The sequence below is a fragment of the Streptomyces bugieae genome, from assembly GCF_036352915.1.
Taxonomy (GTDB): domain Bacteria; phylum Actinomycetota; class Actinomycetes; order Streptomycetales; family Streptomycetaceae; genus Streptomyces; species Streptomyces endophytica.
Window position 1 is genome coordinate 19,868 of the sequence record NZ_JAZBJP010000025.1, and the last position, 23,652, is coordinate 43,519.

The following is a 23,652-nucleotide window of genomic DNA, read 5'->3' on the forward strand; positions in this document are numbered from 1 at the left end:
GGCCTACGCCGTGCAGACGCGAGATAGATACCCGCCGCCCAACTTCGCCAGCGAACCGACACGGCGGGACCATCCACGCGTCAGCCCAGTCTTTCCAGGCCGACTGCACACGCCGCACACCTGATGCCGCCGCCGTGAAACCGACTGTCAGTGCCGGGGTTTAGCCTCCACAGCTATGACCTGCTCTGTGGCGAGAAAGTCTCGCGCCGCGGAGGTGACCAAGTCGCGAATGTGCTGCTGGTCCGGAGGTTGATCGTTCGGCAGGTCGAGCCCTCTCGCCAGATCAACGAGGGGTTGCAGCGCGTCGGGGTAGTCGAGCTCGGCTGCAGCTTCCTCATAGATCAGCTTCGCTCCGTGCACCGGATCGAGTTGGCACGCCACGATCTGGCCGGCCCACCACTGGGCCGCGGTCCATCGCGCCTTGGCAAGATCTTCCGAGGTCAGCGGCAGCAGACCCAACTCTTCCAGCACAAGGCCGAACAGCTCGCGGGCCTGGGGATACTCACCACGCGCGAGGCCAGCCAGCAGGGGAAGCGAGGGAGCCTCGATGTCGGCCATCAGGGCGTCCAGGCCCAACTGGACCAGGTAAGCGTCCGAGGGGCGCTGCCAGGGTTCCATGGCCAAGTTGGCAGCGGCCATGCGGATCAGGCTGATCGCTACTACTGCGTCCACGCTGTCGCCTTCCCATCATCTTTCCGTAGAGGGAAGTCCTATCACCGAGAGCCGGTGTCAGGTGGCCAGCAATACGCGCTTGCGCAGCAGGCTGAAACCGGCTCGGCCGAACATCTGGCGCTTGAGCATCTTGATCCTGTTGACGTGTCCTTCGACGACGCCGGAGTTCCAGGGCAGGGTCAGGCCGACGATGACGGCGTCGCGGTCTCGATCGATGCCGGCTGCGAGAGTGTGGAGACTGGGAAGGTCGTCCTGGCGGACGGCGTCGAGCCACTGCGGGAGTCGTTCCCCCTGCCGCTCGGTGAGCATCTGGGCGCGAAGGACCGGACGTGACCGGTCAGGGTGTCGAGCCCGGACAGAAGAACCGCCGGACTCGCAGTTGCAGGACGACCAAACGTCCCCCACTCGGCACGTCCGCTGGAAACCGCAGGTAAGAGCTGTGCACCCGGGTCGACTCGCTCGCACAGTCCGGGGATGCCGCCCGGTCCGCTGTAATGCAGACGTCGATGCGTATCGCCTCGTGGCTCACGTCAGCGACAGCACCGACACGTCCGCGATGGACGGTAACAGCAGGCCCTCCAAACGGGGCGACGTCTCTTCCACGGCGCCGCCCTGTCGACCACATCAAGATCGGCCCTGGTCATTGTCAGGCAACTTCCCGGAGCTCGATCGGAGCGTCAGCCGTCACTCAGCGTCCGCGCATCACGGAAAGCGAGCCAGAACCAGTTCTCGTGAACAAAGCCAGGCGTATCGAAGCCACCCCCCACGTAACCTCTACCTGTGCCAACCTCCCACCTGCATCGTGTCGCCGTCCTCGTGCTCGAAGGCGCGAAGCCGCTCGATGTCGGCATTCCCGCGCAGGTTTTCACCACCCGCGCGAGCATGCCGTACGAGGTGCGGGTGTGCGGGGCGGCCCCCGGCCTCGTGACCGGCGGCGACGGCCTGGCGTACTACGTCGCCCACGGCCTGGAGGCGCTTGCCTGGGCCGACATCGTCTTCGTCCCCGGCTACCGGGCCCCGGACCGCGACGACCCGCCGCAGGCCGTCGTCGAGGCACTGATCGCCGCCCACGACCGGGGCGCCCGGCTCGCCGCCATCTCCACGGGCGCCTTCGCACTCGCCGCCACCGGCCTGCTCGACGGCAGACGCGCCACCACCCACTGGCACTACACACAGGCACTTATGGCCAGGCACCCGCGCATCCAGGTCGACGAGAACGTGCTGTTCGTCGACGAGGGCAGCGTGCTCACCTCGGCCGGAGCCGCCTCCGGCATCGACCTGTGCCTGCACATCCTGCGCGGCGACCTCGGAGTGGCCGCCTCCAACCACGCGGCCCGGCGTCTGGTCGCCGCCCCCTACCGCAGCGGTGGCCAGGCCCAGTACGTGCCGCGCAGCGTCCCCGAACCACTGGGCGAGCGGTTCGCCGCCACCCGCGAGTGGGCGCTGCACCGCCTCGGCGAGCCCCTCACCCTCGACACACTGGCCCGGCAGGCCGAGGTCTCGCCGCGCACGTTCTCCCGGCGCTTCGTCGAAGAGACCGGCTACACGCCGATGCAGTGGGTGATGCGCGCCCGCATCGACCTGGCCCGCGAACTGCTGGAGCGCTCGCAGCGCAGCGTCGAACAGATCGCCGCCGACGTCGGGCTCGGCACCGGCGCGAACCTGCGCCTGCACTTCCAACGCATCCTGGGCACCACACCGAGCGAGTACCGGCGCACCTTCACCCGCGGCGAATAACCCCGTCCCCGACACCGCGAGTGGCGGGATCCTTTTGAACCATGGCGATCCCGCCACTGTCCGCGGCGAAAGCCGCGGGCGAGGCTGGTGGCGAAGGAAGGGACAGCATTCATGACTCGCATCGCCATCAACGGATTCGGCCGCATCGGACGCAACGTGCTGCGCGCACTGCTGGAGCGCGGCGACAGCGCCCTCGAGATCGTCGCCGTCAACGACCTCACCGAGCCCGCCACTCTCGCCCGGCTGCTCGCCTACGACAGCACCGCCGGCCGACTCGGGCGCCCGGTGACCGCCGACGGGGACGCCCTCGTCGTCGACGGCCGCCGGATCACGGTGCTGGCCGAGCGCGAACCGGCGCAGCTGCCGTGGGCCGAACTCGGCGTCGACATCGTCCTGGAAGCCACCGGTCGCTTCACCTCGGCCAAGGCCGCCCGCGCCCACCTCGACGCGGGCGCACGCAAGGTACTCGTCAGCGCCCCCTCGGACGGCGCCGACGTCACGCTCGCGTTCGGGGTCAACACCGACGCCTACGACCCGGCCGTGCACACGATCGTCTCGAACGCCTCGTGCACCACCAACGCGCTCGCGCCGCTGGCCAAGGTGCTCGACGAACTCGCCGGCATCGAGCACGGGTTCATGACGACGGTGCACGCCTACACGCAGGAGCAGAACCTGCAGGACGGCCCGCACCGCGACGCCCGTCGCGCCCGGGCCGCCGGCATCAACATCGTGCCGACCACGACCGGCGCCGCCAAGGCGATCGGACTGGTGCTGCCCAACCTCGACGGCAAGCTGTCGGGCGACTCGATCCGCGTACCGGTGCCGGTGGGCTCGATCGTCGAACTCAACACCACCGTCGCCCGCGACGTGACACGCGACGACGTACTGGCGGCCTACCGCGCCGCAGCCGAGGGGCCGCTCGCCGGCGTCCTGGAGTACTCGGACGACCCGCTGGTCTCATCCGACATCACGGGCAATCCCGCCTCCTCGATCTTCGACTCGGCCCTCACCCGCGTCGACGGCCGCCACGTCAAGGTGGTCGCCTGGTACGACAACGAGTGGGGCTTCTCGAACCGCGTGATCGACACGCTCGAACTCCTCACCGCCTCCTGACCGGACGGCGGCGTGGTACCCGCCTCCGGTGACCTCGCCGGAGGCGCACTTCCTTTGAGCGCTCTGGTTGACCAGTCGGGCGGGTCAACCGGAGCGCCCAGTGCGCGACACGAGGCCGTCGTCACCCGCGTCAGAAACGAGGTCGTGCTCACCAAAAACGACCGCTATACCGTCCCAGCCATCCGGTGGTACCCGCACCGCACGCCAGCGGGACTCACGGCGCTCAAGATTGGTCGACGACATCGAAGCCCAGTTCCTGACTCGGCCGGACTGACCGCCGAATCCTGACGGCACGCATGGACCGGGCAACGTGACTCGGGCGCGTCCCAAGCCCTGCGTGGCCTCGACTTCGACGACGATGCGCCCCACCTCAACCGAACATCCATCGACGTTGATTCGCAGGCACGGCTGCGGCCTGGCGTCTACGAATCCAAGGGCCTCCTGGGGAAAACAGAAGCAAACCCAGGGCAAGGACTCAATGTGCTCCGAAAACCCGGACCTGCGCACCGCGGTGCCCGCCCTCACGAAGCCGCCGAAGACGACCGGAGCGCACCCTCACCGGCCACAACGGCGAGGCCCACTTCCTCCGCGCCCTGCCTCCTGACCAGCAGCAGGCCGCCGTGACCTCACCGACGTGCACGCCATCCACATCCATCACTGACCCAACGGAAAGTGCACGACCCTCGGTCTTCCAGAACGTATGCCCACTCACCGGACGTGCCGTACATGCAGGGTGCGTCCCGGGTCGGGTGGAAGTCCCGGTACGGCTGACCGCTCGATATCTCCTCCCCATCCGCGCCCAGCCTGAGCAGCAGATCCCGGACTGGGACCCCACGCATCGCGGTGATGGAAATCCCGCCGAGCATCCCGTCAGCCGCCGGTTTATCGAATGTGTGCTGCCCAATCCACTTCAAGCCTTCCGTCACTGCGCTGCAGCTTCTCGGTGTCGTGGGATGCCGATCGTCATGATGCCCCGGCTTCCGGCCCGAGACCGGGGCATCATGACGATCGCTGGTCGCTGAGTCCGGGGGAGTGAGGACTCGCTGCCGGGCACGTCCTCACCGGCTACTACGACGCCGGCCGACACGCACGGCACTCTCGCGCTGCCCCCGTCCTGGCCTTTGTCCGCGGCCGCCCCTTCTCCGCCGTCGACCCTCAGCGCTACGGCTGGACCGAACCAGTCCTGCCGGAGATGTGCGAGGCGATCGTCGACACCGCCCTGGAGCTGTCCGATCGGCTCCGCGAGGCCGGCGACCACACTGTGGGCCGCAGGCCGCGGCCTGCTCGCTCTGCGAAGAATCCGAAGCCCTCCACTGCGCCGTCTTCCGCGCCCACCACGCTGTCGGCGACCTCGATGCCCTGCGTGAGCCAGCCGTCGGCTGACCCGCTGCACCGACCAACTCGGGGGCGCAGGCGTGGACATGGAAGTCAAACTGCCCCGCTCCTGCGCGAGCTGCTGCCCCGCACCCGCCAAACCGCCTACACGGATCACGCCGTCGGCGTACAGGCGCCGATACCGGCGGTTGATGGTGCCTTCGGCGAGGCCGAGTGCGACTGCTGTCGAGGAGACGGAGGCTCTCGGGGCGACCTGGAGCGCACGAATGATTCGCACATCACCAGGATGGATCGCGAGCGATTCAGACGTTGATACATCTGCCATAGCGGGAATCCCACAAATCGATCTGCCTGGATCACACCTGCGGCAGCACGGCAAGCAGACTTGTTCCGTACCGATGAAGAGCCACAGCAGTGCGTGCTCCGGTGTCGCCCCGAGGCGGTCACGGTTGAGGACGCACGAAGTGAGCTCGCGACGTAAAGGAACGGAGATGACGCCGTATGCCATCGGCTGACACAGTGCGGCACATGTCGACTGACCTCGTCGTCGGGGCCTCGCGCGGCCTCAGCCACGTGATGGCGGCTGAGTTCCTCGGCCGAGGACAGAGCGTCATCGCCACGGTCCGCGACACCCCTGCGCAAACGCCCCTGCATGATCTCGCCGACCAGCCCGAGGGCCGCGTCACCATCGAGCATCTCGACATCAACGAGCCCGACCGCCTTGCACCCCTGCACGAGCGTCTTGCGAAACGCCAGCTCGACCTGCTCTTCGTCAACGTCCGCACCACGATTTAGCGCGGTTTCGTCCTCCTGGCGCCGGGCTGGATACGCACCGCGCTCGGGGGCCCGAGGCGTCGTTCACCGTCGAAGAGAGCGTCCCGCTGCTGGTGGACGTCCTGCTGTCCGAACTGGGCACGCCCGTCCTGGCGTATCTGGACCGCTCGGGTCAGACAGTGCCCTGGTAAGCCCAACCGAACGACCCTTGTGGGTGGCCTGACGACCAGCGGGCACAGTAAGCGGTTTCATCACTCGAAACGCCCCATCACCTGTGTCTGACGCGGCCAACGAGCAGCAGAACGCAAAGGATTGACGGCTGTTCCTCTCATTGCAATCGAAGAACACTGGATCATGCCGGACGTGACGTCCCGCCTGCGAGCTGTGTCGCAGCCTGACGAAAGCCTTGCCTTCAACGAGATGGGCGACAACCAGGAACGTCTGGAGGACTTGCGGGCCGGCCGCATCGCGGCTATGGACGCTCAGGGAATCGACGTGTCCGTCCGCGCCCTGACGCCGCCGGGAGTTCAGCCGCTGCCGCCGAGGGAGGCGCTGGCTCTGAGCCGCGCTGCGAACGATATGGCTGCGGCGGCCGTCGCCCGGCACCCGACCCGTTTCCGATCGCTGTCCACTCTCCCTATGTCGTCACCAAAGGACGTCGGGGGCGAGCTGGAAAGAGCTGCGGGTATGGGGCATGTAGGCACCATGGTCTATGGCCGATCGGGCGACCTGTTCCTCGACGACCCCGTCTATGACGACTTTTTCTCCGCCGCATCAGAGCTCGGCCAGCCCGTGTTCATCCATCGGCAGCTGCCCTCGACGGCAGTCCGAGACGCCTCATACCGCGGATTCCACCCCATGACGGACCTCGCCCTCGCCACTTTCGGGTGGGGGTGGCACCTGGACGCGGCAATTGCGGTACTCCGGCTGATGCTGCGAGGAACGTTCGACCGTCATCCCGACCTTCAAGTTGTGCTCGGCCACTGGGGGGAGATGTTGCTCTTCTGGCTCGACCGAGCTGACAGTCTGCCCCGCATGGCCGGTTTGGAGCGATCTATATCAGACTACGTCCGGTCAAATTTCTATATCACTACCTCCGGCATGCTCAATCCGGCGTTCCTGCAGCACGTTCTGTCCGTCACCTCCGTCGATCGGTTGATCTTCTCGACCGACTACCCGTTCCAACGGCCGACCAGAGAAGAAATCGCTTCCTTCCTAAATCACTTCTCGTCAGACGCGGAACGCAAGCAGTTCTCGTCGGCCAACGCGGCATCCTTGTACGGCATTGCCGTCTAAGGGCTGTCCCGCATTGCCCTGTGGTCGGTGCGTGGCCGGCTCGGCCGGGGCCATATTGTTTCGTTCGGTGATCAGTCATGCTGGTCGAGTCGCGGGCCGCCCGGGGGCAGCTGGAGCAGGAGCACAGTGCCGCACACGACCGACAAGCGGATCAGGAAGGACGTCGGGCGTCTTCTGCACCTGCCCGAGACAGGTTCGCTCCCGATGGCCTGCAAGCGACCGGCCCTGGATCCGACTGACCGCGGGCAGCTCGCCTTCCAGGCCCTCCTCTTCGAGTGCCTGATGAGCAGCCGTGAGCACCCACATGCCGTCGAGCAGCTGGGAAAGACCGCGCTGGGCAGCATCAGCGGTTACCTGAACTCCATCTGCCACCAGCCCGGCCACCTGGAAATTCACACCAACACGGCATGCCGCATCGCCAGCCGCCTTCTGCCCTTCCACCATGAAGACCACGGCCTATGCGGCATCCCCGGTCTGCGACTGATCAATTTTACCTGCCGACGAGTGCGCCTGGTCCACCTGCCCACAAGGGCCCGCCTCGTCCTCGTCGACTCCCACCGTTGGCAAGGAAAGGACATCGCGCAGATGGTCTTTGGCACGCACAGAGATCACCGCGTGGAACCCGCCTTTCGGTGACGTCGCTCACCCCTACGGATCTTGCGGCGCGGGGCGGGTACGTAGGATCACAGCTGAGGCCTTGAATTAGCCCGTCCTCGGCGGCGTTCGAGGCATTCAGCACCGCTGTCCGCCGCGGCGCGGGTGCCGCTTCGCACCGCACACCGCACGACCACGTCACGGCACAAAGGACAGCTCGACGATGACGAACCTCGCCAACGCGCCCGCCGCCCGCCCGAGCCGCCGGCCGATAAGGAACGCCACGGTGGCGGCGATGGCCGCTGCGGCGCTGCTCGCCGGCTGCTCGAGCGACGTCCAGCACAAGCCTGGACACCCACAAGCGACGCCCTCCCCGAACACGAGCCACAACGACCGGGCCAAGCCCAAAGCCCCCAAGCCAACACAGACACAGCATCCGAGCCCGCCGCCCACCCATGAGCCCGCAGGCTTCTCGCCCTACGTGGACGCCTCACTCAGGCCCTCGCTGGACCTTCTCAAGGCCGCCGAGGAGACCGGGGCGAAGGAGTACACCCTGGCCTTCGTCTCCCCGAGGGGCGGCTGCGTGCCCAAGTGGGGCGGCAGGCAGCCGTTGGACGCCAACCCGATGGCACGGCAAGCAGACCGGCTCCGGGCCCAGGGCGGTGACGTACGAGTCTCCTTCGGCGGGCAGAGCGGCAATGAACTCGCCAGGGCCTGCGGCTCGGTGGACGCGCTGGTGAAGGCCTACCGCACTGTCATCGACGCCTACAGCCTGACGAAAGTCGACTTCGACCTGGAAGGCCCAGCCCTGATGGACGCCCAATCCAACGACCTCCGCGCCCGGGCCATCGCACGACTCCAACAGCAGCGCAGGAACCTGGACGTCTCCTTCACCCTCCCTGTGCTCCCGTCGGGTCTGAACCGCCACTCCGTCGCTGTGCTGGCGAATGCAAAGAAACGTGGGCTCCGACTCTCGACCGTCAACATCATGGCCATGGACTACGGCACCTTCTACGACGGCGACATGGGCGCCTACGCCATCGCCGCCGCCACCGCCACCCACAAGCAGCTCAAGACGGTGCTGGGCATCCGTAACGACGTGACGGCGTGGCGGACCCTCGCCGTCACGCCCATGATCGGTGTCAACGATGTCAAGGGCGAAATCTTCACCCTCGGCGATGCGGTGCAACTCAAGAGGTTCGCCGACGCCAAGGGCCTCAGCCGCCTGTCGATGTGGTCGGTCACCAGGGACAAGCCCTGCCCGGACGGCGGTCGGCCGAAAGCGCTGGCGACCTGTTCGAGCATCGGGAAGGACGCGAACGCATTCGCCCGCACCTTCGCCGGCTGACTCCCGCCTGCCCGCGCACCGTGGCGGGAGCCGGAGCCTGGGCGGAGGCCCGGGCCTGCTGGGGCCGGGTGCGGCTTCGGGGCGGTGCTCCGTGGTTGGGGACAGCGATAACGGCCTCTCTGCCCTGCTGCCCGGGCCGGTGAACGCTTTCCCGGGCTGGAAGAGACGGGGCTCGAGTCCGGCGGCAACGGCCGACACCGCGAGGACCGTCAGGACGGTGCTGCGAGATCGTGCGATAACGGCCTGCACCGGAACGGTCGAACTGGTTGGTGCCGCCATCCCGGACTGAGACGGAGCCATCCCATGGCGCCTGCGATCATTCCTGACGAGATACAACCGGTGGTGCACGCGGTCGGCTGCGACCGACACGGGGTGTCCGACGTTTCGCACTGCTTGCGGGTGAACCGCGAAGCCACGCCCTCGCGCCGACCGAGAATGGGCGATTGTTCCCCTTATTGTCCGTTCTTGTGTCGTTGAGCTGCGCTTTTGTGAACCTCAAGCCGGGTGTCGGAACGGCGTGGAGTCCACGATCCACAGCGGGTCCAGCCACAGGTCGGTGTCCGCGGCCAAGGACCGGATGGCCTGCTTGACCAAGCCCAGCGCGGCTCGCAGACGCTTGTTGTAGGCGGGCCGCTGGGGCAGGTAGGGGAACACTCCGTGCAGGTGGGCGTGGGCGAAGCGCAGCCAGCGGGCCTCGCAGTGGAAGCCCAGCATGGCCTGGGCCACGGCCAGGGTTACCAGTTCCGCGTCGGTCAGCCGGGGCGGCCGGCCACGCCACCGCGAGGTCTTCAAGCGGTCGTCGATGTGGACGTACAGTGCGGTCAAGAGGGTGTCTAACTCGGTCGTCACAACCCGATGTTGGACACCCTCCCCTCCGCCTGAGAACCCCGCATTCGGAACTACTCGTCTAGGGCAACAGCCTCTTCGACGGTTTCGACTTCGCCGGTCGCGGCGAAAGGACCGCGTCGGCGAACCTTGAACGTCCGTTGTCCAGGGGCTCGATCGATCTCGCCTGCACAGTCCAGGGGTAGCTGGTGGAGCTGCTGAAGAGCGGGGCGAAGTGGCTGGTGAACGGATACAGGCGCCGGAGTCGTGGTTGGGGCGGCGGCGGCCTCCAGCAGCGGGACGATGCCCGGATACGGGCGCCCGGGTGAGCGGATCTGGTGTATTGCCTGCCTCCACTGCCAGCTGAGTCGTAGGGATTGCCAAAGGGCCTCGACAACGTCAGCTGGCCCGCGACTGCGTGCTGCAGCAGTTCAGGCTTCGTTGCTACGTGCTGTGTATGCGCCGCACCTGTTTCCGACAGTCCGCGGACCGCACAGATTCCTCGAAGTCATCGAGGCCGGACGGTCGATTTCCCTCACACCCATGTCCGGCGGCCACCATCGCACCCGGTGCCACGGTTTGAGACCATCCGCGTGGCTTGCTCGCGGAGCGCGTCCCGTCTCCAGGTTCAGGGGCGGGGCCGGGGGGCGGTGAGGGCTGTACCGCAGGCTGTGTGCACGGTGGCCAGGGTGGTGACAACACTCTGGGTCCACGACAGCATCATGCGTTCGCGGATTGCCGGATCGTCACAGGCCGGGCGGCCGAAGGCACCGCATGAGCTCTGCTGGGTGAGAAGAAAGGCGATGGCGTCGCGGGTGACGCGGTGCTGTACCCGCCCGGCACGGGCCGAGTCCCGGACGATGCCGGCGATGTGCCCCAGTTGGTAGTTCTTGCAGGCACCGGACAAGTCAGCGGCAGATGTCTTTGGCAAGGAGTGCGGCCCGTCGACTCCGGCGTCGATCAGTGCGGCCGCACGCTGAGGAGCGATCAGCCCCAGACCGACGAGGCGTTGGACGTTGTGCGCCGCCTGTGGTGGAACTTTGTCGAGGAGTGCGACGGCAGCGGCGGTGGACTTGAAGAACGTATCGAGTGACGGGCATGTGATCCCGTGCGCCCGCAGGCCGAACGCGAACTCACCGACGACCTCCATCCCGTGTTCCTGCCACACGTCCGCTTCCGCGTTCGCGAGACGTTCGGAGAAATCGAGGAGCAGGGGACGAGCGAGCTCGGCTTCGCCAAGAGCCTCGGCCGCATGCGCGACGGCCGCTGCGGCCGGCAGACATCCGGCCGGGTCATGGCGCCGACTGGTGTCCGCCAGCCACAACACTGCGCGCCGCAGCGGCTGCTCCACGCTGAGCCGGGGCTTCGGTGCGGACGGCCGCTGCCTGCGCATCACCTTGGGGCTGCGGTCCAGGAGCGCGGCCAGGGCCGCGACGATGGTGGTGTGGTAGCCGGTGGCCCAGTGCTGGTACGCGTCGTCGCCGTCGGCGAGTCCAGGGTGGACCACGCCAGGCGGCCCGTTGACCCGCCCCTCGGCCTCTTGTGCCGCCGCGAGGAACTCCCATGCCCTGCGGACTTCCTCGGAGTCTCGCACCCCGAGGCACAACAGGCAGCACAGGATTTCTGCCACCAGGTCGGCATTTCGTTGGTCAAGGGTGAGAACGAGGAGTGCTTCGAGCAGCTCCACCGCCTCGCTCAGATCGAAGTCCGGTGGCCAACCGGGCTCGCGCAGACCGAAATCCGTGGCGTAGAAGATCGTGTGGGTGATGGCGTAGATGTCGCGGTCGGCGAGTTTGACGACATTCGGCTTGTTGCAGAGCAAGGTGAACGGCAGAACCCCGTCCATGGCCGGCAGCGAGTGTGGGATACCGCACAGCTCCAGGGTGTGCAGCAGATCGAGCTGCCGGTACGGGATCCGCTCGAAGGCCGTGGCGTACCCTCCGGCAGCGGCCTGAGTGAGGAGTTGCCGGAATTCCTGGTCGTCGCGTCCGCAGAGCCGCAGTGCCGCATAAGTCCCCGCGTACAGCAGAAGGGCAGCTTCGTCCCGGGCGATCAGCTCCCGATAGGAGGGCCGAGCCGCGATCTCCTCGATCTGATCCAGGAGGGCCGTGTAATGACCGTCCAAGGGTTCCGGGTCAAGGCGCGCCCGAAGCCCCACAAGGAAGGCGGTCTCGATAAGGGCCTTGCGGGCGAACAGCACCCGGCCAGTTGCGGCTTCGGCCGGATCGATGAGATCCCGGCGCGCAGCGAGCCAGGCGACTGCCCGGGTCTCCACCGCGCGCCTTTGTGACGAGCCGTTACCGGGTTGCGTCGTGTCCATCAGATGCCTCCCGGCGGTCGGCGCAGTCAATGGCTCAGTTGCCCGCAGCGCCGTCGTCGCATTCCGCGACCTGGTTGGCGACCACAAGGACATATCGCTCCCAGGCGAGCACGTAGCCGGCCACGTCGTCGAGTTGGCTGACCTGCTCGACGACTTGCTCCAGCGGAACGCGGAGGTCGACAAGTCCGCTCGTCCGCAGGAAATCTAAGGCCTTTCGGGCATCGACTGGCGGGGGAGGACAGGACATGGTTACTCCTTCGGAGTGGTTCGGATGGATATATCGAGTGTCGCGTTAACCTGATGCACTTGTCACGACTTTCGCCTGTCCAGGAAAGTGACGATTCGATAAGTCCAGGTAAGACACGTATAACGCGCGGAGAAAGCACCCGTTCGGCCTAATGTTTTCGAAGGGTGTGTGGCTTCGTGGCTTCAGGTGGTGCGACCGGGAGAGTGGGCGAACATTTCGTGGCGCCAGAGTCGTGAGCGGGGCGTGCTCGGCTGCGCCGTGGCGGCGGCCAGGGTGCCCGGCCCCCGCCCCGCGCCCGGAGTGCCCATTGCCCAGTCGGTGGGCGGCTGGGCAGGCTCGGTGTGAACGACCGCCCGGCCCTCCTCACTCCGGTACGACCACATCAACTCCCTCGGCCGCTACTCCTACACCCCGGCCTCCAGCACCAGGCCTGCGACAGCGGCGCGACCCGACCACATCGCACTCGTGATCCGGCACGTCAGGGGATCCGGGCCTCGATGTGGGCGAGTTGGGCGGCGAGGATCTCTTCGAATGCGGCGCGGCGGCCCGCTCCGAGGGGGCGGCGGGCGATGGCCGGGGCCGTCAACGGTGTGCCGTCGCGGTCGGCGGTGGCGATTGCCTCCTTGACTCGTTGGCGACGCCGGTCGGTGCCGGCGGTGCGGCCGTTGTTCATCTGGATGATCACGACGGGGTACTTAAGCTTGATCTTTAACCTCTGGCCGCCTTCGCCCTGCCGTCCGGTCACGGGTTCGGCCATTCTGCGGACAGTGGAACGGCCTTGAGGTGATCATCTGCGCTGCCGAGACGCATGGATCAACCACAAGGCCCTGAAAATGAGTTTGCCGCTCAGGAAGCCGAACAAGAGCGCGCTCGCCGACGTGCATGCCCGCTGGGAGCGAGACCGCTACTTAGTTGGCCAGGGTGCGGGTCGCGTGGCGAGCAGGGGCGTACGGCAGAATCCCGCTGTGACGTACATGGGGGTCGTGGCAGGCTTGGAAGCGGGCATGGCAGAGCTGTCCACGCCGATGCGGGTGTATGTGGCGGCGGGGCGGTTCACCGAGTCGGAACCCGACCTGCCCGAGCTTGCGGCCCAGATTCGCGCGCTGCTGGCCGTGGTCGCGGCGGACGAGGCATGGCGGCGCTTCCTGCCCGGGTACGCCCCGCCGTCCGTCCGGGAGATCTGCGCCGCTCTGGAACCGGTGGAGATGCACGAGGCCGCCGCGTTCCTGGCCTGGGTCGCGGCCGTCGACCTGGTCTGGCCGAGCCACCGGCACCTGCCCGCCGAGGCCGCCGAGCGCGCGGCGGACCGGGTGGTGTCCCTGCTCGGACCGGAGACCAGCTGGTGGACCAATCACGACGCCGGTTGCGGCGCAGTGAACGGGCTCACCCCTCTGTTCGACAGTTTGCTCGCAGGGACGGACGGTGAGCACTTCGCGCTGGCCCTGCAGATCGCCGACGACTGAGCGACCCGCCTATGGTGGTCATCAGTGTCTCCGCGTGCGGACGCACGGCAGACCCACCAAGGATGTCGTATGCCTCCTCATCGACACCGCACTCTCGTCCCGTTTGCCGCGTCGCGGCGCGGTGGTGGGATGCAAGCCGTGATCTGACCGGCTTCGCCCTTGGCGCCATCCCCGGATGGATCCCGCGGGTCCCGTGCCGAGAGCGCGAGACAACGAAGAGACGGCCGACGCGACCACCCCATCGAACGGCAAGCAGCGGTTGCAGGTCTCCCACTCCGTCCTTCCCGGGTTCCGGGTTCCCGGGAGTCCACCACGTTCAAGCCGGTGGAGGGCTGGCGCGAGGTGCCTTCGCTTCAACGAGTCGGCAGGTTCCACCCGTCCCGGCGTGACCGGTGGGTGTTCGGCGACGTTCCCATTTCCCTCCCCGGAGTGGTTTCGCCCAGCCACCGGGCCGCATCCGGTGATCTTCCGGTTGTCTCTCGGACAGCAGGCATGGCGCGCACGAGCAGTCCATGCGCCGACACGCGCACAGCAGAGGGGCCACTATGACCGATGGGACGGTTCTGTTCGCGGTACACGAGTTCCCACAGGGGCAAGGTGTCGCCGCCGAGCAACTACGCAGGATCCGCGATGAGTTGGCGAGCCGAGGCTTTGACGTGCGCTGGGCCACCACAGCCGACGACGCCCAGGCAGTGCTGCGGACCGAGGCAGGCACGGCCGCCGCCGTGATCGACTGGAACCTTCCCCAGGCCGCAGGCGATGGCGGCGAAACAGGCGGCGCCGAGGTACTGCGCCACGCCGGCCAGCGCTTCCAGAATCTCCCCGTCTTCCTGATCACGGACGGCGAAGACCTGGAACACCTGCCCTTGTGGGTGGCCGAAACGGTGATCGGCTACATCTGGCCGCTCGAGGACACCGCACCCTTCATCGCCGGACGCATCGCCAGCGCCGCCCGCGGCTACCAGCACGACCTGCTGCCTCCGTTCTTCAAGGCGCTGCGCCGCTTCGACCACGCGCATGAGTACTCCTGGCACACCCCTGCCCACTCCGGCGGTGTCGCCTTCCTCAAGTCCCCCGTCGGCCGGGCCTTCCACGACTACTTCGGAGAACGGCTGCTGCGCAGCGACCTGTCGATCTCCGTCGGGGAACTCGGTTCCCTCTTCGAACACACCGGCCCGGTCGGTGCCGCCGAGCGCAACGCCGCCCGTGTCTTCGGCGCCGACCGCACCTACTTCGTACTCCACGGCGACTCCACCTGCGACCGGATGGTCGGTCACTTCAGCGTCACCCAGGACGAGATCGCACTGGTGGACCGCAACTGCCACAAGTCGGTGCTGCACGGCCTGGTCCTCTCCGGAGCCCGGCCGGTCTACCTGGTCCCCACCCGCAACGGCTACGGACTGGCAGGCCCCCTGCCGCCCGCCGAGATTCAGGCACAGTCGGTCGCCGACCGGACCAGCCGCAACCCATTGACCCAGGGCGCCGTCTCGCCCAAGGCCCAGTACGCGGTGCTGACGAACTCCACCTACGACGGCCTGTGTTACGACACCCTCCAGGTCGCCCAGGCCCTCGCCCCCAGCACCCCCCGGCTCCACTTCGACGAAGCCTGGTTCGCCTACGCCCGCTTCCATCCCCTGTACGCCGGCCGCTACGGCATGGCGGTGGGCCCCGAAACTTTCCCCGGCCCCGAACGCCCCACCGTCTTCTCCACCCAGTCCACCCACAAGCTGCTGGCCGCCCTGTCACAGAGCGCCATGGTCCACATCAAATCCGCACCCCGGGCGCCGGTGGAGCACGACCGGTTCAACGAGGCATTCATGATGCACGGCACCACCTCACCGCTGTATCCGATGATCGCCTCCCTCGACGTGGCCACCGCGATGATGGACGGTCCCCAGGGCCGCTGCCTTATCGACGAAGCGGTGACCGAAGCCATCCGCTTTCGTCAGACGGTCGTACGCGTCGCCCGGCGCATCGCCGCCGCCGACCGGCCCAACTGGTTCTTCGGCGTCTGGCAACCCGAGACCGTGACCGACCCGGCCACCGGCGAGCGTCTACCCTTCGCCGACGCACCGCTCGAACTGCTGCGCACCGAACCGTCCTGCTGGCAGCTGGAGCCCGACGCCGACTGGCACGGCTTCCCCGGACTGACCACGGGCTACTGCCTGCTCGACCCCATCAAGGTCACCCTCACCTGCCCCGGCATCGACGCCACCGGACAGATGTCCCACTGGGGCATCCCCGCCCGCGTCCTCACCGCCTACCTGGCCACCAGGGACATCGTGGTGGAGAAGACCGACAGCTACACCACGCTCATCCTCTTCTCCATGGGGATCACCAAGGGCAAGTGGGGAACCCTGATGGACGCCCTCATGGACTTCAAAACGCTCTACGACCACAACGCACCCCTGGAGCAGGTGCTGCCCGAGCTGGTCGCCGCCCACCCCCACCGCTACACCGGCCAGACCCTGCGCGAACTGTGCCAGGAGATGCACAACCACCTACGCGATGCCCGCCTGGTCGAGCTGCTCGACACCGCCTTTCACGACCTGCCCGAGCCCGTTACCCCGCCCCAGCACTGCTACCAGCGCCTCATCCGCGGCGGCACCGAGCGCGTAAGGCTGACCGACGCGGCCGACCGGGTGGCCGCCGCCATGGTCACCGTCACCCCGCCGGGCATCCCGGTCCTCATGCCCGGCGAAAGCACCGGCACCCCCGACGGCCCGCTGCTGCGTTACCTGACCGCCCTGGAGTCCTTCGACCGGCGCTTCCCCGGCTTCCGCAGCGAGACCCACGGCGTCACCGTCGCTCCGGACACCGGCGACTACCTCATCGAATGCGTACGCCAGATCCCCGCCCAGCAAACCGGCCGCACAGCCGGAGAGCACCACAAGACACCGACGCCGCACCCGCTCAACCCCCAACTGCCCACAGCCTGAGCCCAAGGCACCAGGTATGCCCCGCCTCCCGGCCGGACGGGGGTGAGCCTGGCCACGACCGATGCGCAGGTCACGGACGCGGGCGGTCAGCTCTGGCGGCCCGCAGTGGCTCACTCCGGGCCGCCAGACGTCCAACGTGCCTTCCGGCACGGTCAGTTGTGCGGTGGCCGGTAGTCGAGCTTGACGGGCGGACGGCAGGGGAACATGTGCACGTTGCAGGCAAGCAAAGGGGCAGGGACGGTAAACGGCATGAGTGATGACCTCCGCCAGCTTTTCGACTTCATCGACTTCTCTGCCCGGCTTCGGGAAGTGGAACGGCACAACCACGCCACCCCGGAGCGCAAGGAAAGCGTGGCCGAGCACTCGTGGCACCTGGCGCTGGTCTGCTGGGTCCTGCACCGTGAGTTCGAGCGGGAGTACGGGCACGCGCTGGATCTGGAGAAGATGCTCAAGATGTGTCTGATGCACGACCTCGTGGAGATCGAGGCGGGCGACCCCTCGGCCTGGCGCACCCAGCACAGCGCGCAGCACAGGGAGGACAAGGCCCGCATCGAGGAAGAGGTCGCCCAGCGCCGGTACGGGGCGCTGCCCGGCGAGCTGGGGGCGGAATTCCTGGCGCTGTGGCGTGAGCATGAGGCGGGGGTCACGCCCGAGGCCCGTCTGGTGCGGGGCGTGGACCGGCTCAACCCCGCGCTGATGCGCCACCTCACGGGACAGGGGTGGCACGACGTCGGGGCGGACACCGGGGCACTCGACCGTCTGCAGCTGCCCCGCCTTGAGGTGAGCCAGACCCTCATCGCGCTGTACGAGGAGGTCAGGGACGCGGCGGTCGCCAAGGGCCTGCTCACGCCGACGTCCGGGCCCGTCGCCTCCTGAGCGCCGAAACCACGACCCCCGAACAAGACCGCAGCGCCCGGCGCATTGCCGCTGGCCGCCTGACCATGGCCCGCCACGCCACTTCGAGCTCCGCACCTGGAGCGACACCCACGCCGTCGTCACCGCTCAACGGCCACCCAAAGGCCGTCGTCGAGCGGTCCCGGGACGCCTCGGTCGAGGACGTGCGCACGGTGCTCACGCGGATGGTCATGCCTGGCAACGAAGGTCCGTGAAGGTGACCCGGGCTCCGACGCACTGGCGGCGAAGGCCGCCGCCGGCCACGGCCTGACCAACCTGCTGCGCGGCCCGGGCGCGGTCGCCCTCCTGGTCGGCCATGCCGGCCCGTGCTCGGAGTCTGTTCACGGGTGGCGACCCATCAGGCGGACCAAGCCGTCCTGCCGGGAGCCCGGGCCGGACGGCGGACTGATTCCTTCCAGGCCCTCCCGAAGAACCCAACACGATCGGGAGCGCGAGGCGTCAGCCCGCCACTGCGAGAGCGCGTATCGGTGGAATGACCGATGTGCGGGGGAGGGGGCGTGATTCATAGTCCTGGGGAGATCGTTTGCGGGCGGCCGAGGTGCGCCCGGTTTTCGAAAGGACCCTTCTGTGGACACGTATGCGGATCTGGTGTTTCTCGGCGGGCAGGTGGTCACGGTCGATGCGGAGTTTTCCGTCGCCTCGGCCCTGGCGGTGACCGGCGGGGTCATCAGCGCCGTCGGCGGGCGGGACGACGTCGCGCCGCTTGTCGGGCCCGACACCCGCGTCGTCGACCTGCGGGGAGCGACGCTGCTTCCCGGCATCAACGATTCCCACCTGCACGGATGTGCCTTCGGCATGGCGACGCCGCCGCTCTCCCTGGACCTCGGCCATCCCGCCGTGTCCTCCCTCGCGGACGTGGCCGAGGCGGTACAGGAAGCCGTCGGTCAGGTACCGGGCGGGCAGTGGATCACGGGGCACGGCTGGGATCCCGGATTCCTCGACGAGTGCGTCACCGATCCTTCGCGGCAGCCCTCCCGGCGCGATCTCGACGCCGTGAGCCCGGACCACCCCGTCGTCCTGTACTCCTTCTCCGGGCACGCCACCTGGGTCAACTCCAAGGCCCTTGAGCTCATCGGGATCGACCGGCACACCGTCGCGCCGCCCGGCGGTGCCATCGTCGTGGACGACGCCGGGGAGCCGACCGGGCTGCTCCACGAGGGGGCCCAGGCTCTCGTCCAGAACGCGCTGCCGCCGCTCAGTCGGCAGGAACGGACCGACGCGATCCGGTCGACCCTGGCCACGCTCGCCCGGCTCGGCGTGACCAGCTACACCGAGCCCGGGCTCGGCCCCGGCGGTGACGGCATCATGCGGGGCGCGCTCGGCGCGCAGACCCTCGACGTCTACCGTCAGCTGCTGGCCGAGGGCGAACTGACCGCCCGCGTCGGCGTCTTGGTCCTGCCCACCGGAATGGCGAGCACCGCCGAGGAGTTCGCCCGCACCCTCACCGCCCTCGACGACTCCGGCGCGTCCGGCGACGCCGATCCGCGCCGCCTCGCGATCCACGGAGTCAAGATCTTCGCCGACGGCATCGTCCCCAACAAGACGGCCTGGATGCACGAGCCGTACGTCGGCGGCGGCTGTGGCTCCCTGTGCGTCGGCGGCGAGACCGACGCCGAGCGGATCGCCGAGATCGACGCCATGATCCGGCATGCCCACGCCGCCGGACATCAGTTGGGCGTCCACGTCACCGGCGACCGGGCCTGCGACTCCGTCGCGGACGCTTTCGCCGCGGCCGCGGCAGAGCACCCGCGGCCCGACGCCCGCCACTACGTCATCCACGGCGACTTCCTCACCGCGCACAGCATGAAGGTACTGGCCGCGCACGGCTTCGGCGTCAACATGAACCCCACCATCAAATGGACCGTCGCCGACATGGAGGAGGAGTTCGTCGGCGCCGAACGGGCCGCGTACGCATGGCCCTACCGCGATGCCATCGACGCCGGTGTGCGGGTCGCGAGCGGGTCCGACGCCCCCGTCACGTACCCGGACTGGCGCCAGGGTGTCGCCACCATGGTGCTGCGCGAATCGAAGGCCGCCGGCCGGGTCAGCGGACCCGAGCAGCGCATCGGCCTGGCGGAGGCGATCCGCACGTACACGATCGATGCGGCATGGCAGGACTTCGCCGACGACTGGAAGGGCTCCCTGGAGCCGGGCAAGGTCGCCGACCTGTGCGTGCTCGACGGTGACCTGCTCGGCGCCGACCCCCACGACATCCCGCAGATGCCCGTCATCCTCACCGTCATGGACGGGCAGGTCGTGCACGACGCCCTTCGCGATTGACCTGTTCCGGAGAAATGATCATCCTTGGAGGATGGCAGCGGAACGGAGCACGACGGACATCCTGGACGCGGCTGTCCACGTCCGTGAGGCCGCCAGGAACGCCACGAGCGGCGCGAGTGGCGCGAGTGGCGCGAGTGGTTTCGACACGGTCCTGACGGCGCTGTCGGAGGTGATGGAGTACGACCACGCCTCCCTGACCCGATGGGATCCGGTGCATCGGCGCCACACCACCCTGGCCGGGAGCTACCCGGACGACGCTACGGCCTACATCGAGACCCACCTCCACCACGACCCGGTGTTCCCCGTGCTCCGCAGCCCGGCCCGCGGTGGTCTCTGGCTCAGTGACGTCCCCCGGCAGCTCCTTGCCACATCTCCCGGATTCCAGGAAGTGCTGCGTCCCCTCGGCATCGAGGGCGGCGTGGCCCAGTGCCTGTTCAACTCCGACGGCCGGTACGTCGGCATGCTGAACGTCAGCACCCGCCGACCGCGGCGCGCGCCCGATCCGGCGCGCGCCGTCGTCACCCTCCTCACCGAGGCCCTCGCCGCGGCCGTCGCCCGAGGAGGCCCGCTGCCCGAAGAGGCCACCGCGGCCGACCCCGCCGCGGACACGCGGCGGCGCGGCGGGCTCTCGCCACGGGAGGTCCAGGTGCTGGCCGAACTGACCACCGGCCGCACCAACAGAGAGATCGCCGAGCGGCTGCGTATCACGCCGCGCACCGTAGGGACCCACATCGAGCACATCCTCGCCAAGCTGGACCTCCCCAACCGCGCGGCCGCCGCCGCCCGAGCCGTCGCCTGGGGAATCGAACCCTCCCGCTGATGCGAGCCCCGCGGCGCACAACGTCCGAACCGCGAGTGGTCCCCCTGAACATCCCGATGTGGTTCACTTCACGGCTACGTCGTGGCGAGGCCCGGCGTCTATTCCTCCTGCCGTCGATGATCCCGGTGTTTCCGCCGGCGCTGAGGTGGTCGACGACCTCAGCCAGGGTCCGCAGCCGCACGCTCGGGTTAATGGTGCAGCCTTGCTGGGCAAGCGGCCGCCGCACCTCGCAGATTGCGCGGGTGATGGTGGAGCGGTCGACGCCGAACCAGCAGGCCGGCACATCGTGCGTGGTGGCGTGCCGGAGATGCACGAGCGCGGCCAGAAGCCGGTCGACGAACACCAGTTGGTGCTTCGCGCCCGCTCCCACAGCCCTCTTCCGTGGCCTGGATGCGAGCTTGCTCTGGTGCCGTTCGTGCCACAACGGGCCTATCGCGGCGACGAGTTCAGGGATCACATCAGCCGACAGGCCCGTGATCCTCCGGTCGCTAATGATCGCTGCACGAGACGCGTTCCCCACCACACGACCTTGAGCTCGTTAGCTGACGCACACAAGGCCCGCACCACCCGGAGTGCTCCGGGGGTGTGGGCCGTGTTTTGCGTTCAGGACCAGCCCTGCCTCAGGCCGGCTGCTCCTGCTCGGTCAGCTCCCGCAGCAGCGCGTGGTACGCCTCAAGGTGGTGCTGTAGGGCTGCCTGGCCGCACCCCTGCGGCGTCTCCTGGTCAGTCCCGGACGGGGGCGCGATCACGGCGCACCACTGCCCCGCACCCGAATCGCTCCGGGGAGGGCGCCCCGTCAACTGGCTTGGCTCCGAGCCCTTTGGTCATCCGCCTCACGCGCCTCGCTCCTGCGGTTCGCGTGCCGCCGCCACAATCCTCTCCAGGGCCGCGGCGTGCCGCTGGAACGCCCACCGGCCGTGCGCGGTGAGCCGGACGTGGGTGTGCCGCCCCGTACGGTTTCGAGTCTTGCGCACCTCGACGTACCCGGCCTCCGCCAGCGAGGCGACCTGCTTGGAGAGGGCCGAGTCGCTGGTTTCCACCTTGTCCCGTACGAAGCCGAACTCCACCCAGTCGGCCGGAGCCAGCAGCGCGACGACCGAGAGCCGGGCCGGTACGTGCAGGAACTCGTCGAAGTCCGGGTCCATCAGACGTGGCCGTCCCGGCGCGTGATGGCCTTGATGATCGGGCGGGTCACATACCCCGCCACGAGGGTCGCAACGGCCGCGACGGCGCCGGCGATCACGCCGGGCTCCGGGAGCTTGAGCAGCCGGGCGCCGATCACCGCCGCCACGAGGATCACGGTGACAACGCCCCCCACCCATACGGAGAACGCCCACTCCGCACCGGATGGCTTCCGGCGGACCGGGGCCCGCCGCTGATGCACGAACAGCATGACTGCCATCAGCGCACCCGCCGCCAGGAGGGTGAGGGTGCGCCAGGGGTTAGGAAGATCGACGGCCGCGCTGAAGCCGAATACGGCCAGCGCGGTGAGGAGCATGTAGGGGAGCGAGGAGCTGTGGCGCACATACGCGTCACGGGTCTGCTCCTGGTGCTGGTGTATTGCGTCGAGCGCGGTCCGCGCGTCGTACGAGGTCATGGGTCCCCCTGGTCGTGCTGGTTGTCCGAGGTACTTGCTCATGGAGAAAGTACCACCTTCTTTCCTGTCGAGAAAGAAGGTGGGGCTGCGGGTATCCGGTCGCTGACGGCGCTCAGGCAGCCCGCGGATCGGCGGTCAGGCCCGGCGACTCCAGCCCGCGGGCCAGCGCGGTGCGCACAATCGGCGCTTCCGCGCGGGCGAGGGCGGTACCGAGGCAGTAGTGCAGGCCGCCGCCGCAACCGAGGTGGGTGTCGTCCCGGCGGTCCGGGACGAACCGGTCGGGGCCCGGGGGCGGCGCGGTTCGCGATTGCCCGCGGCGCCCGTGGCGATGGTGGAGCGCTCCAGGCCGTACAGCCTGGCGAGAGCGGCGTGCGGGAGCTGGTGACGCAGATGGATCAGGGTGATCAGGACTGGGTCGGTGAAGACCAGGTCGTGCTTGGGCCCAGAGCCCGGCTGTTGCTTGTGCTGCCCGCCGCGCCGTTCGTGCAGTGCGGACTCACACCGCGCGGTCCACGGGCCGGCCAACTCCTCGATCAAGCCGCCGAGATGTGCAAGGGAGATGCCGGCGAAGGCAAGATGGGACAAGGCCGCACGGGCCCATTCCTTCGTCGTCACACGCGAGGAAACCGTGTGCTCGTCTCCGGGGCAGGTCCGACTTCTGCCCCATCCCATCTGTGGCCGGGGCCCGTCTCGCAGCCCGCAGAAACCATCGCATGTTAAGAAACCTGATGAATTCCTCCATCGGAGAGCTCACGGAACTGATCCAGCCCCCCTCCGTTCGTAGAGACAAGGACTGGGCCAGCGCCGAGCATGCCCTCGGCATCCGGCTACCAGCCGACTACAAAGAGCTCATCGAAACCTACGGAGGCAGCAACTGGGACGACTACCTCTACGTCCTGGAACCCGGCTGCCCCAATGACAACTACGACCTCATCGAGTGGGAAGACCAGCAGGCCGAAGCGCTCGAAGGTCTGTGGGAGTTCGAGAAGAAGCCGGCCGAACTCGAGGACGAAGGAGTTCGGGTCATCCCCTGGGCCACCACCGACAACGGGGAATGTCTCTACTGGCTCATCCGCCCCGGCCGAGATCCGGAAAGCTGGACCGTCATGGTCAATGAGGCACGTGGCGAACGTTGGGAACACTTCCCTCACACCTGCACACGGTTTCTGGCCTCCGCCCTCACAGGTGACCTGCGCTCCAATATCCTTTTCTCACGCTTCCCGCTCCCCGTTCATGAGTTCCGGCAACTCCATGTGATGTAGGCCGGCGCCCCCTACTAGGGAAGATCGGTTCGTAAGACCGGATCCCAGAGTGCGGGGTAGATCCACATACGCATGGAGCGGAACGACGGACCAGTCGGAGAGTCGTAAGGGGCGG

General features: G+C 68.0%; 22 protein-coding genes and 4 pseudogenes. 12 read left to right on the forward strand and 14 right to left on the reverse strand.

The annotated features are described in order from the left end of the window. Window positions 1-147: 147 nt before the first annotated feature. From V2J85_RS28855 to V2J85_RS41440, 3 genes and pseudogenes are all read right to left on the reverse strand, one after another. On the reverse strand, window positions 148-639 hold the full coding sequence (locus tag V2J85_RS28855) for a hypothetical protein (protein WP_330823166.1): 492 nt from the start codon (window positions 637-639) through the stop codon (window positions 148-150). 90 nt (window positions 640-729) lie between these two features. Beyond that, window positions 730-963 (reverse strand): annotated as a pseudogene (locus V2J85_RS28860) (transposase); the annotation flags it as partial. Between the two features lie 46 nt (window positions 964-1,009). Next, on the reverse strand, window positions 1,010-1,297 hold the full coding sequence (locus tag V2J85_RS41440; RefSeq protein ID WP_419836844.1) for a transposase family protein: 288 nt from the start codon (window positions 1,295-1,297) through the stop codon (window positions 1,010-1,012). A gap of 155 nt (window positions 1,298-1,452) precedes the next feature. Here V2J85_RS41440 and V2J85_RS28865 point away from each other — a divergent pair, with 155 nt between their 5' ends. Both V2J85_RS28865 and gap read left to right on the forward strand, forming a co-directional pair. After that, window positions 1,453-2,409 (forward strand): GlxA family transcriptional regulator, encoded by a 957-nt coding sequence (locus tag V2J85_RS28865; protein WP_261953881.1) that lies wholly within the window; start codon window positions 1,453-1,455, stop codon window positions 2,407-2,409. A gap of 111 nt (window positions 2,410-2,520) precedes the next feature. After that, window positions 2,521-3,522, forward strand: coding sequence for a type I glyceraldehyde-3-phosphate dehydrogenase (gap, locus tag V2J85_RS28870; RefSeq protein WP_330823167.1), 1,002 nt, complete (start codon window positions 2,521-2,523; stop codon window positions 3,520-3,522). Window positions 3,523-4,444: 922 nt separating this feature from the next. Here gap and V2J85_RS28875 read toward each other — a convergent pair. Then, window positions 4,445-5,365, reverse strand: coding sequence for a winged helix-turn-helix domain-containing protein (locus V2J85_RS28875; RefSeq protein ID WP_330823168.1), 921 nt, complete (start codon window positions 5,363-5,365; stop codon window positions 4,445-4,447). Between V2J85_RS28875 and V2J85_RS28880 the strand changes: the two are divergent. From V2J85_RS28880 to V2J85_RS28895, 4 genes and pseudogenes are all read left to right on the forward strand, one after another. Then, window positions 5,359-5,822: pseudogene (locus tag V2J85_RS28880) on the forward strand (Rossmann-fold NAD(P)-binding domain-containing protein). The gene V2J85_RS28875 and the pseudogene V2J85_RS28880 sit on opposite strands and share 7 nt — an antisense overlap. A 163-nt stretch (window positions 5,823-5,985) precedes the next feature. Beyond that, the gene (locus V2J85_RS28885; protein WP_330823169.1) at window positions 5,986-6,927 is read left to right on the forward strand and encodes an amidohydrolase family protein; all 942 of its coding nucleotides are present in this window, start codon (window positions 5,986-5,988) and stop codon (window positions 6,925-6,927) included. Window positions 6,928-7,053: 126 nt separating this feature from the next. Beyond that, entirely contained in the window at window positions 7,054-7,563 is a 510-nt protein-coding gene (locus V2J85_RS28890; protein WP_330823170.1) for a hypothetical protein, read from the forward strand. Window positions 7,564-7,744: 181 nt separating this feature from the next. Then, window positions 7,745-8,869, forward strand: a complete 1,125-nt coding sequence (locus tag V2J85_RS28895; RefSeq protein ID WP_330823171.1) for a chitinase — start codon at window positions 7,745-7,747, stop codon at window positions 8,867-8,869. 513 nt (window positions 8,870-9,382) lie between these two features. On the opposite strand, the pseudogene V2J85_RS28900 reads toward V2J85_RS28895, so the two are convergent. The 5 genes and pseudogenes from V2J85_RS28900 to V2J85_RS28915 all read right to left on the reverse strand — a co-directional run. Continuing rightward, window positions 9,383-9,718, reverse strand: a pseudogene (locus V2J85_RS28900) (IS982 family transposase); the annotation flags it as partial. A gap of 58 nt (window positions 9,719-9,776) precedes the next feature. Beyond that, complete coding sequence (locus V2J85_RS41445; RefSeq protein ID WP_410011209.1) at window positions 9,777-10,091, reverse strand: DUF6193 family natural product biosynthesis protein; 315 nt, start codon at window positions 10,089-10,091, stop codon at window positions 9,777-9,779. A gap of 231 nt (window positions 10,092-10,322) precedes the next feature. Beyond that, complete coding sequence (locus tag V2J85_RS28905) at window positions 10,323-12,014, reverse strand: DUF6895 family protein (RefSeq protein WP_330823172.1); 1,692 nt, start codon at window positions 12,012-12,014, stop codon at window positions 10,323-10,325. 34 nt (window positions 12,015-12,048) lie between these two features. Next, entirely contained in the window at window positions 12,049-12,261 is a 213-nt protein-coding gene (locus V2J85_RS28910) for a hypothetical protein (RefSeq protein ID WP_261953892.1), read from the reverse strand. A 478-nt stretch (window positions 12,262-12,739) separates the two neighbouring features. Beyond that, a pseudogene (locus tag V2J85_RS28915) lies at window positions 12,740-12,829 on the reverse strand (TetR/AcrR family transcriptional regulator); the annotation flags it as partial. A gap of 436 nt (window positions 12,830-13,265) precedes the next feature. Between V2J85_RS28915 and V2J85_RS28920 the strand changes: the two are divergent. The 5 genes from V2J85_RS28920 (at window position 13,266) to V2J85_RS28945 (ending at window position 20,678) form a co-directional block, all read left to right on the forward strand. Further along, window positions 13,266-13,724, forward strand: a complete 459-nt coding sequence (locus tag V2J85_RS28920; RefSeq protein WP_330823173.1) for a hypothetical protein — start codon at window positions 13,266-13,268, stop codon at window positions 13,722-13,724. A gap of 545 nt (window positions 13,725-14,269) precedes the next feature. Then, a complete protein-coding gene (locus V2J85_RS28925; RefSeq protein WP_330823174.1) occupies window positions 14,270-16,663 on the forward strand; it encodes an Orn/Lys/Arg family decarboxylase in 2,394 nt (797 codons plus the stop codon). A gap of 249 nt (window positions 16,664-16,912) precedes the next feature. Next, window positions 16,913-17,539: an HD domain-containing protein gene (locus tag V2J85_RS28930; RefSeq protein WP_330823175.1), complete on the forward strand. Its 627-nt coding sequence runs from the start codon at window positions 16,913-16,915 to the stop codon at window positions 17,537-17,539. Between the two features lie 606 nt (window positions 17,540-18,145). Then, window positions 18,146-19,858 (forward strand): amidohydrolase, encoded by a 1,713-nt coding sequence (locus tag V2J85_RS28940; protein ID WP_330823176.1) that lies wholly within the window; start codon window positions 18,146-18,148, stop codon window positions 19,856-19,858. Between the two features lie 31 nt (window positions 19,859-19,889). Continuing rightward, window positions 19,890-20,678, forward strand: coding sequence for a helix-turn-helix transcriptional regulator (locus V2J85_RS28945; RefSeq protein ID WP_330823177.1), 789 nt, complete (start codon window positions 19,890-19,892; stop codon window positions 20,676-20,678). On the opposite strand, the gene V2J85_RS41450 is transcribed toward V2J85_RS28945, so the two are convergent. The 5 genes from V2J85_RS41450 to V2J85_RS28970 form a co-directional block, all read right to left on the reverse strand. Further along, entirely contained in the window at window positions 20,563-21,201 is a 639-nt protein-coding gene (locus V2J85_RS41450) for a helix-turn-helix domain-containing protein (RefSeq protein ID WP_419836843.1), read from the reverse strand. The genes V2J85_RS28945 and V2J85_RS41450 overlap by 116 nt on opposite strands. Before the next feature lie 97 nt (window positions 21,202-21,298). Next, window positions 21,299-21,427 (reverse strand): hypothetical protein, encoded by a 129-nt coding sequence (locus V2J85_RS28955; RefSeq protein WP_261953900.1) that lies wholly within the window; start codon window positions 21,425-21,427, stop codon window positions 21,299-21,301. A gap of 84 nt (window positions 21,428-21,511) precedes the next feature. Continuing rightward, window positions 21,512-21,823: a transcriptional regulator gene (locus tag V2J85_RS28960; RefSeq protein ID WP_261953901.1), complete on the reverse strand. Its 312-nt coding sequence runs from the start codon at window positions 21,821-21,823 to the stop codon at window positions 21,512-21,514. Next, window positions 21,823-22,275 (reverse strand): hypothetical protein, encoded by a 453-nt coding sequence (locus V2J85_RS28965; RefSeq protein ID WP_261953902.1) that lies wholly within the window; start codon window positions 22,273-22,275, stop codon window positions 21,823-21,825. The genes V2J85_RS28960 and V2J85_RS28965 overlap by 1 nt, the downstream gene beginning before the upstream one ends. A 135-nt stretch (window positions 22,276-22,410) precedes the next feature. Then, entirely contained in the window at window positions 22,411-22,890 is a 480-nt protein-coding gene (locus V2J85_RS28970) for a helix-turn-helix domain-containing protein (RefSeq protein ID WP_330823178.1), read from the reverse strand. 98 nt (window positions 22,891-22,988) lie between these two features. Between V2J85_RS28970 and V2J85_RS28975 the strand changes: the two genes are divergently transcribed. After that, window positions 22,989-23,537 (forward strand): SMI1/KNR4 family protein, encoded by a 549-nt coding sequence (locus V2J85_RS28975; RefSeq protein ID WP_330823179.1) that lies wholly within the window; start codon window positions 22,989-22,991, stop codon window positions 23,535-23,537. Window positions 23,538-23,652 lie beyond the last annotated feature (115 nt).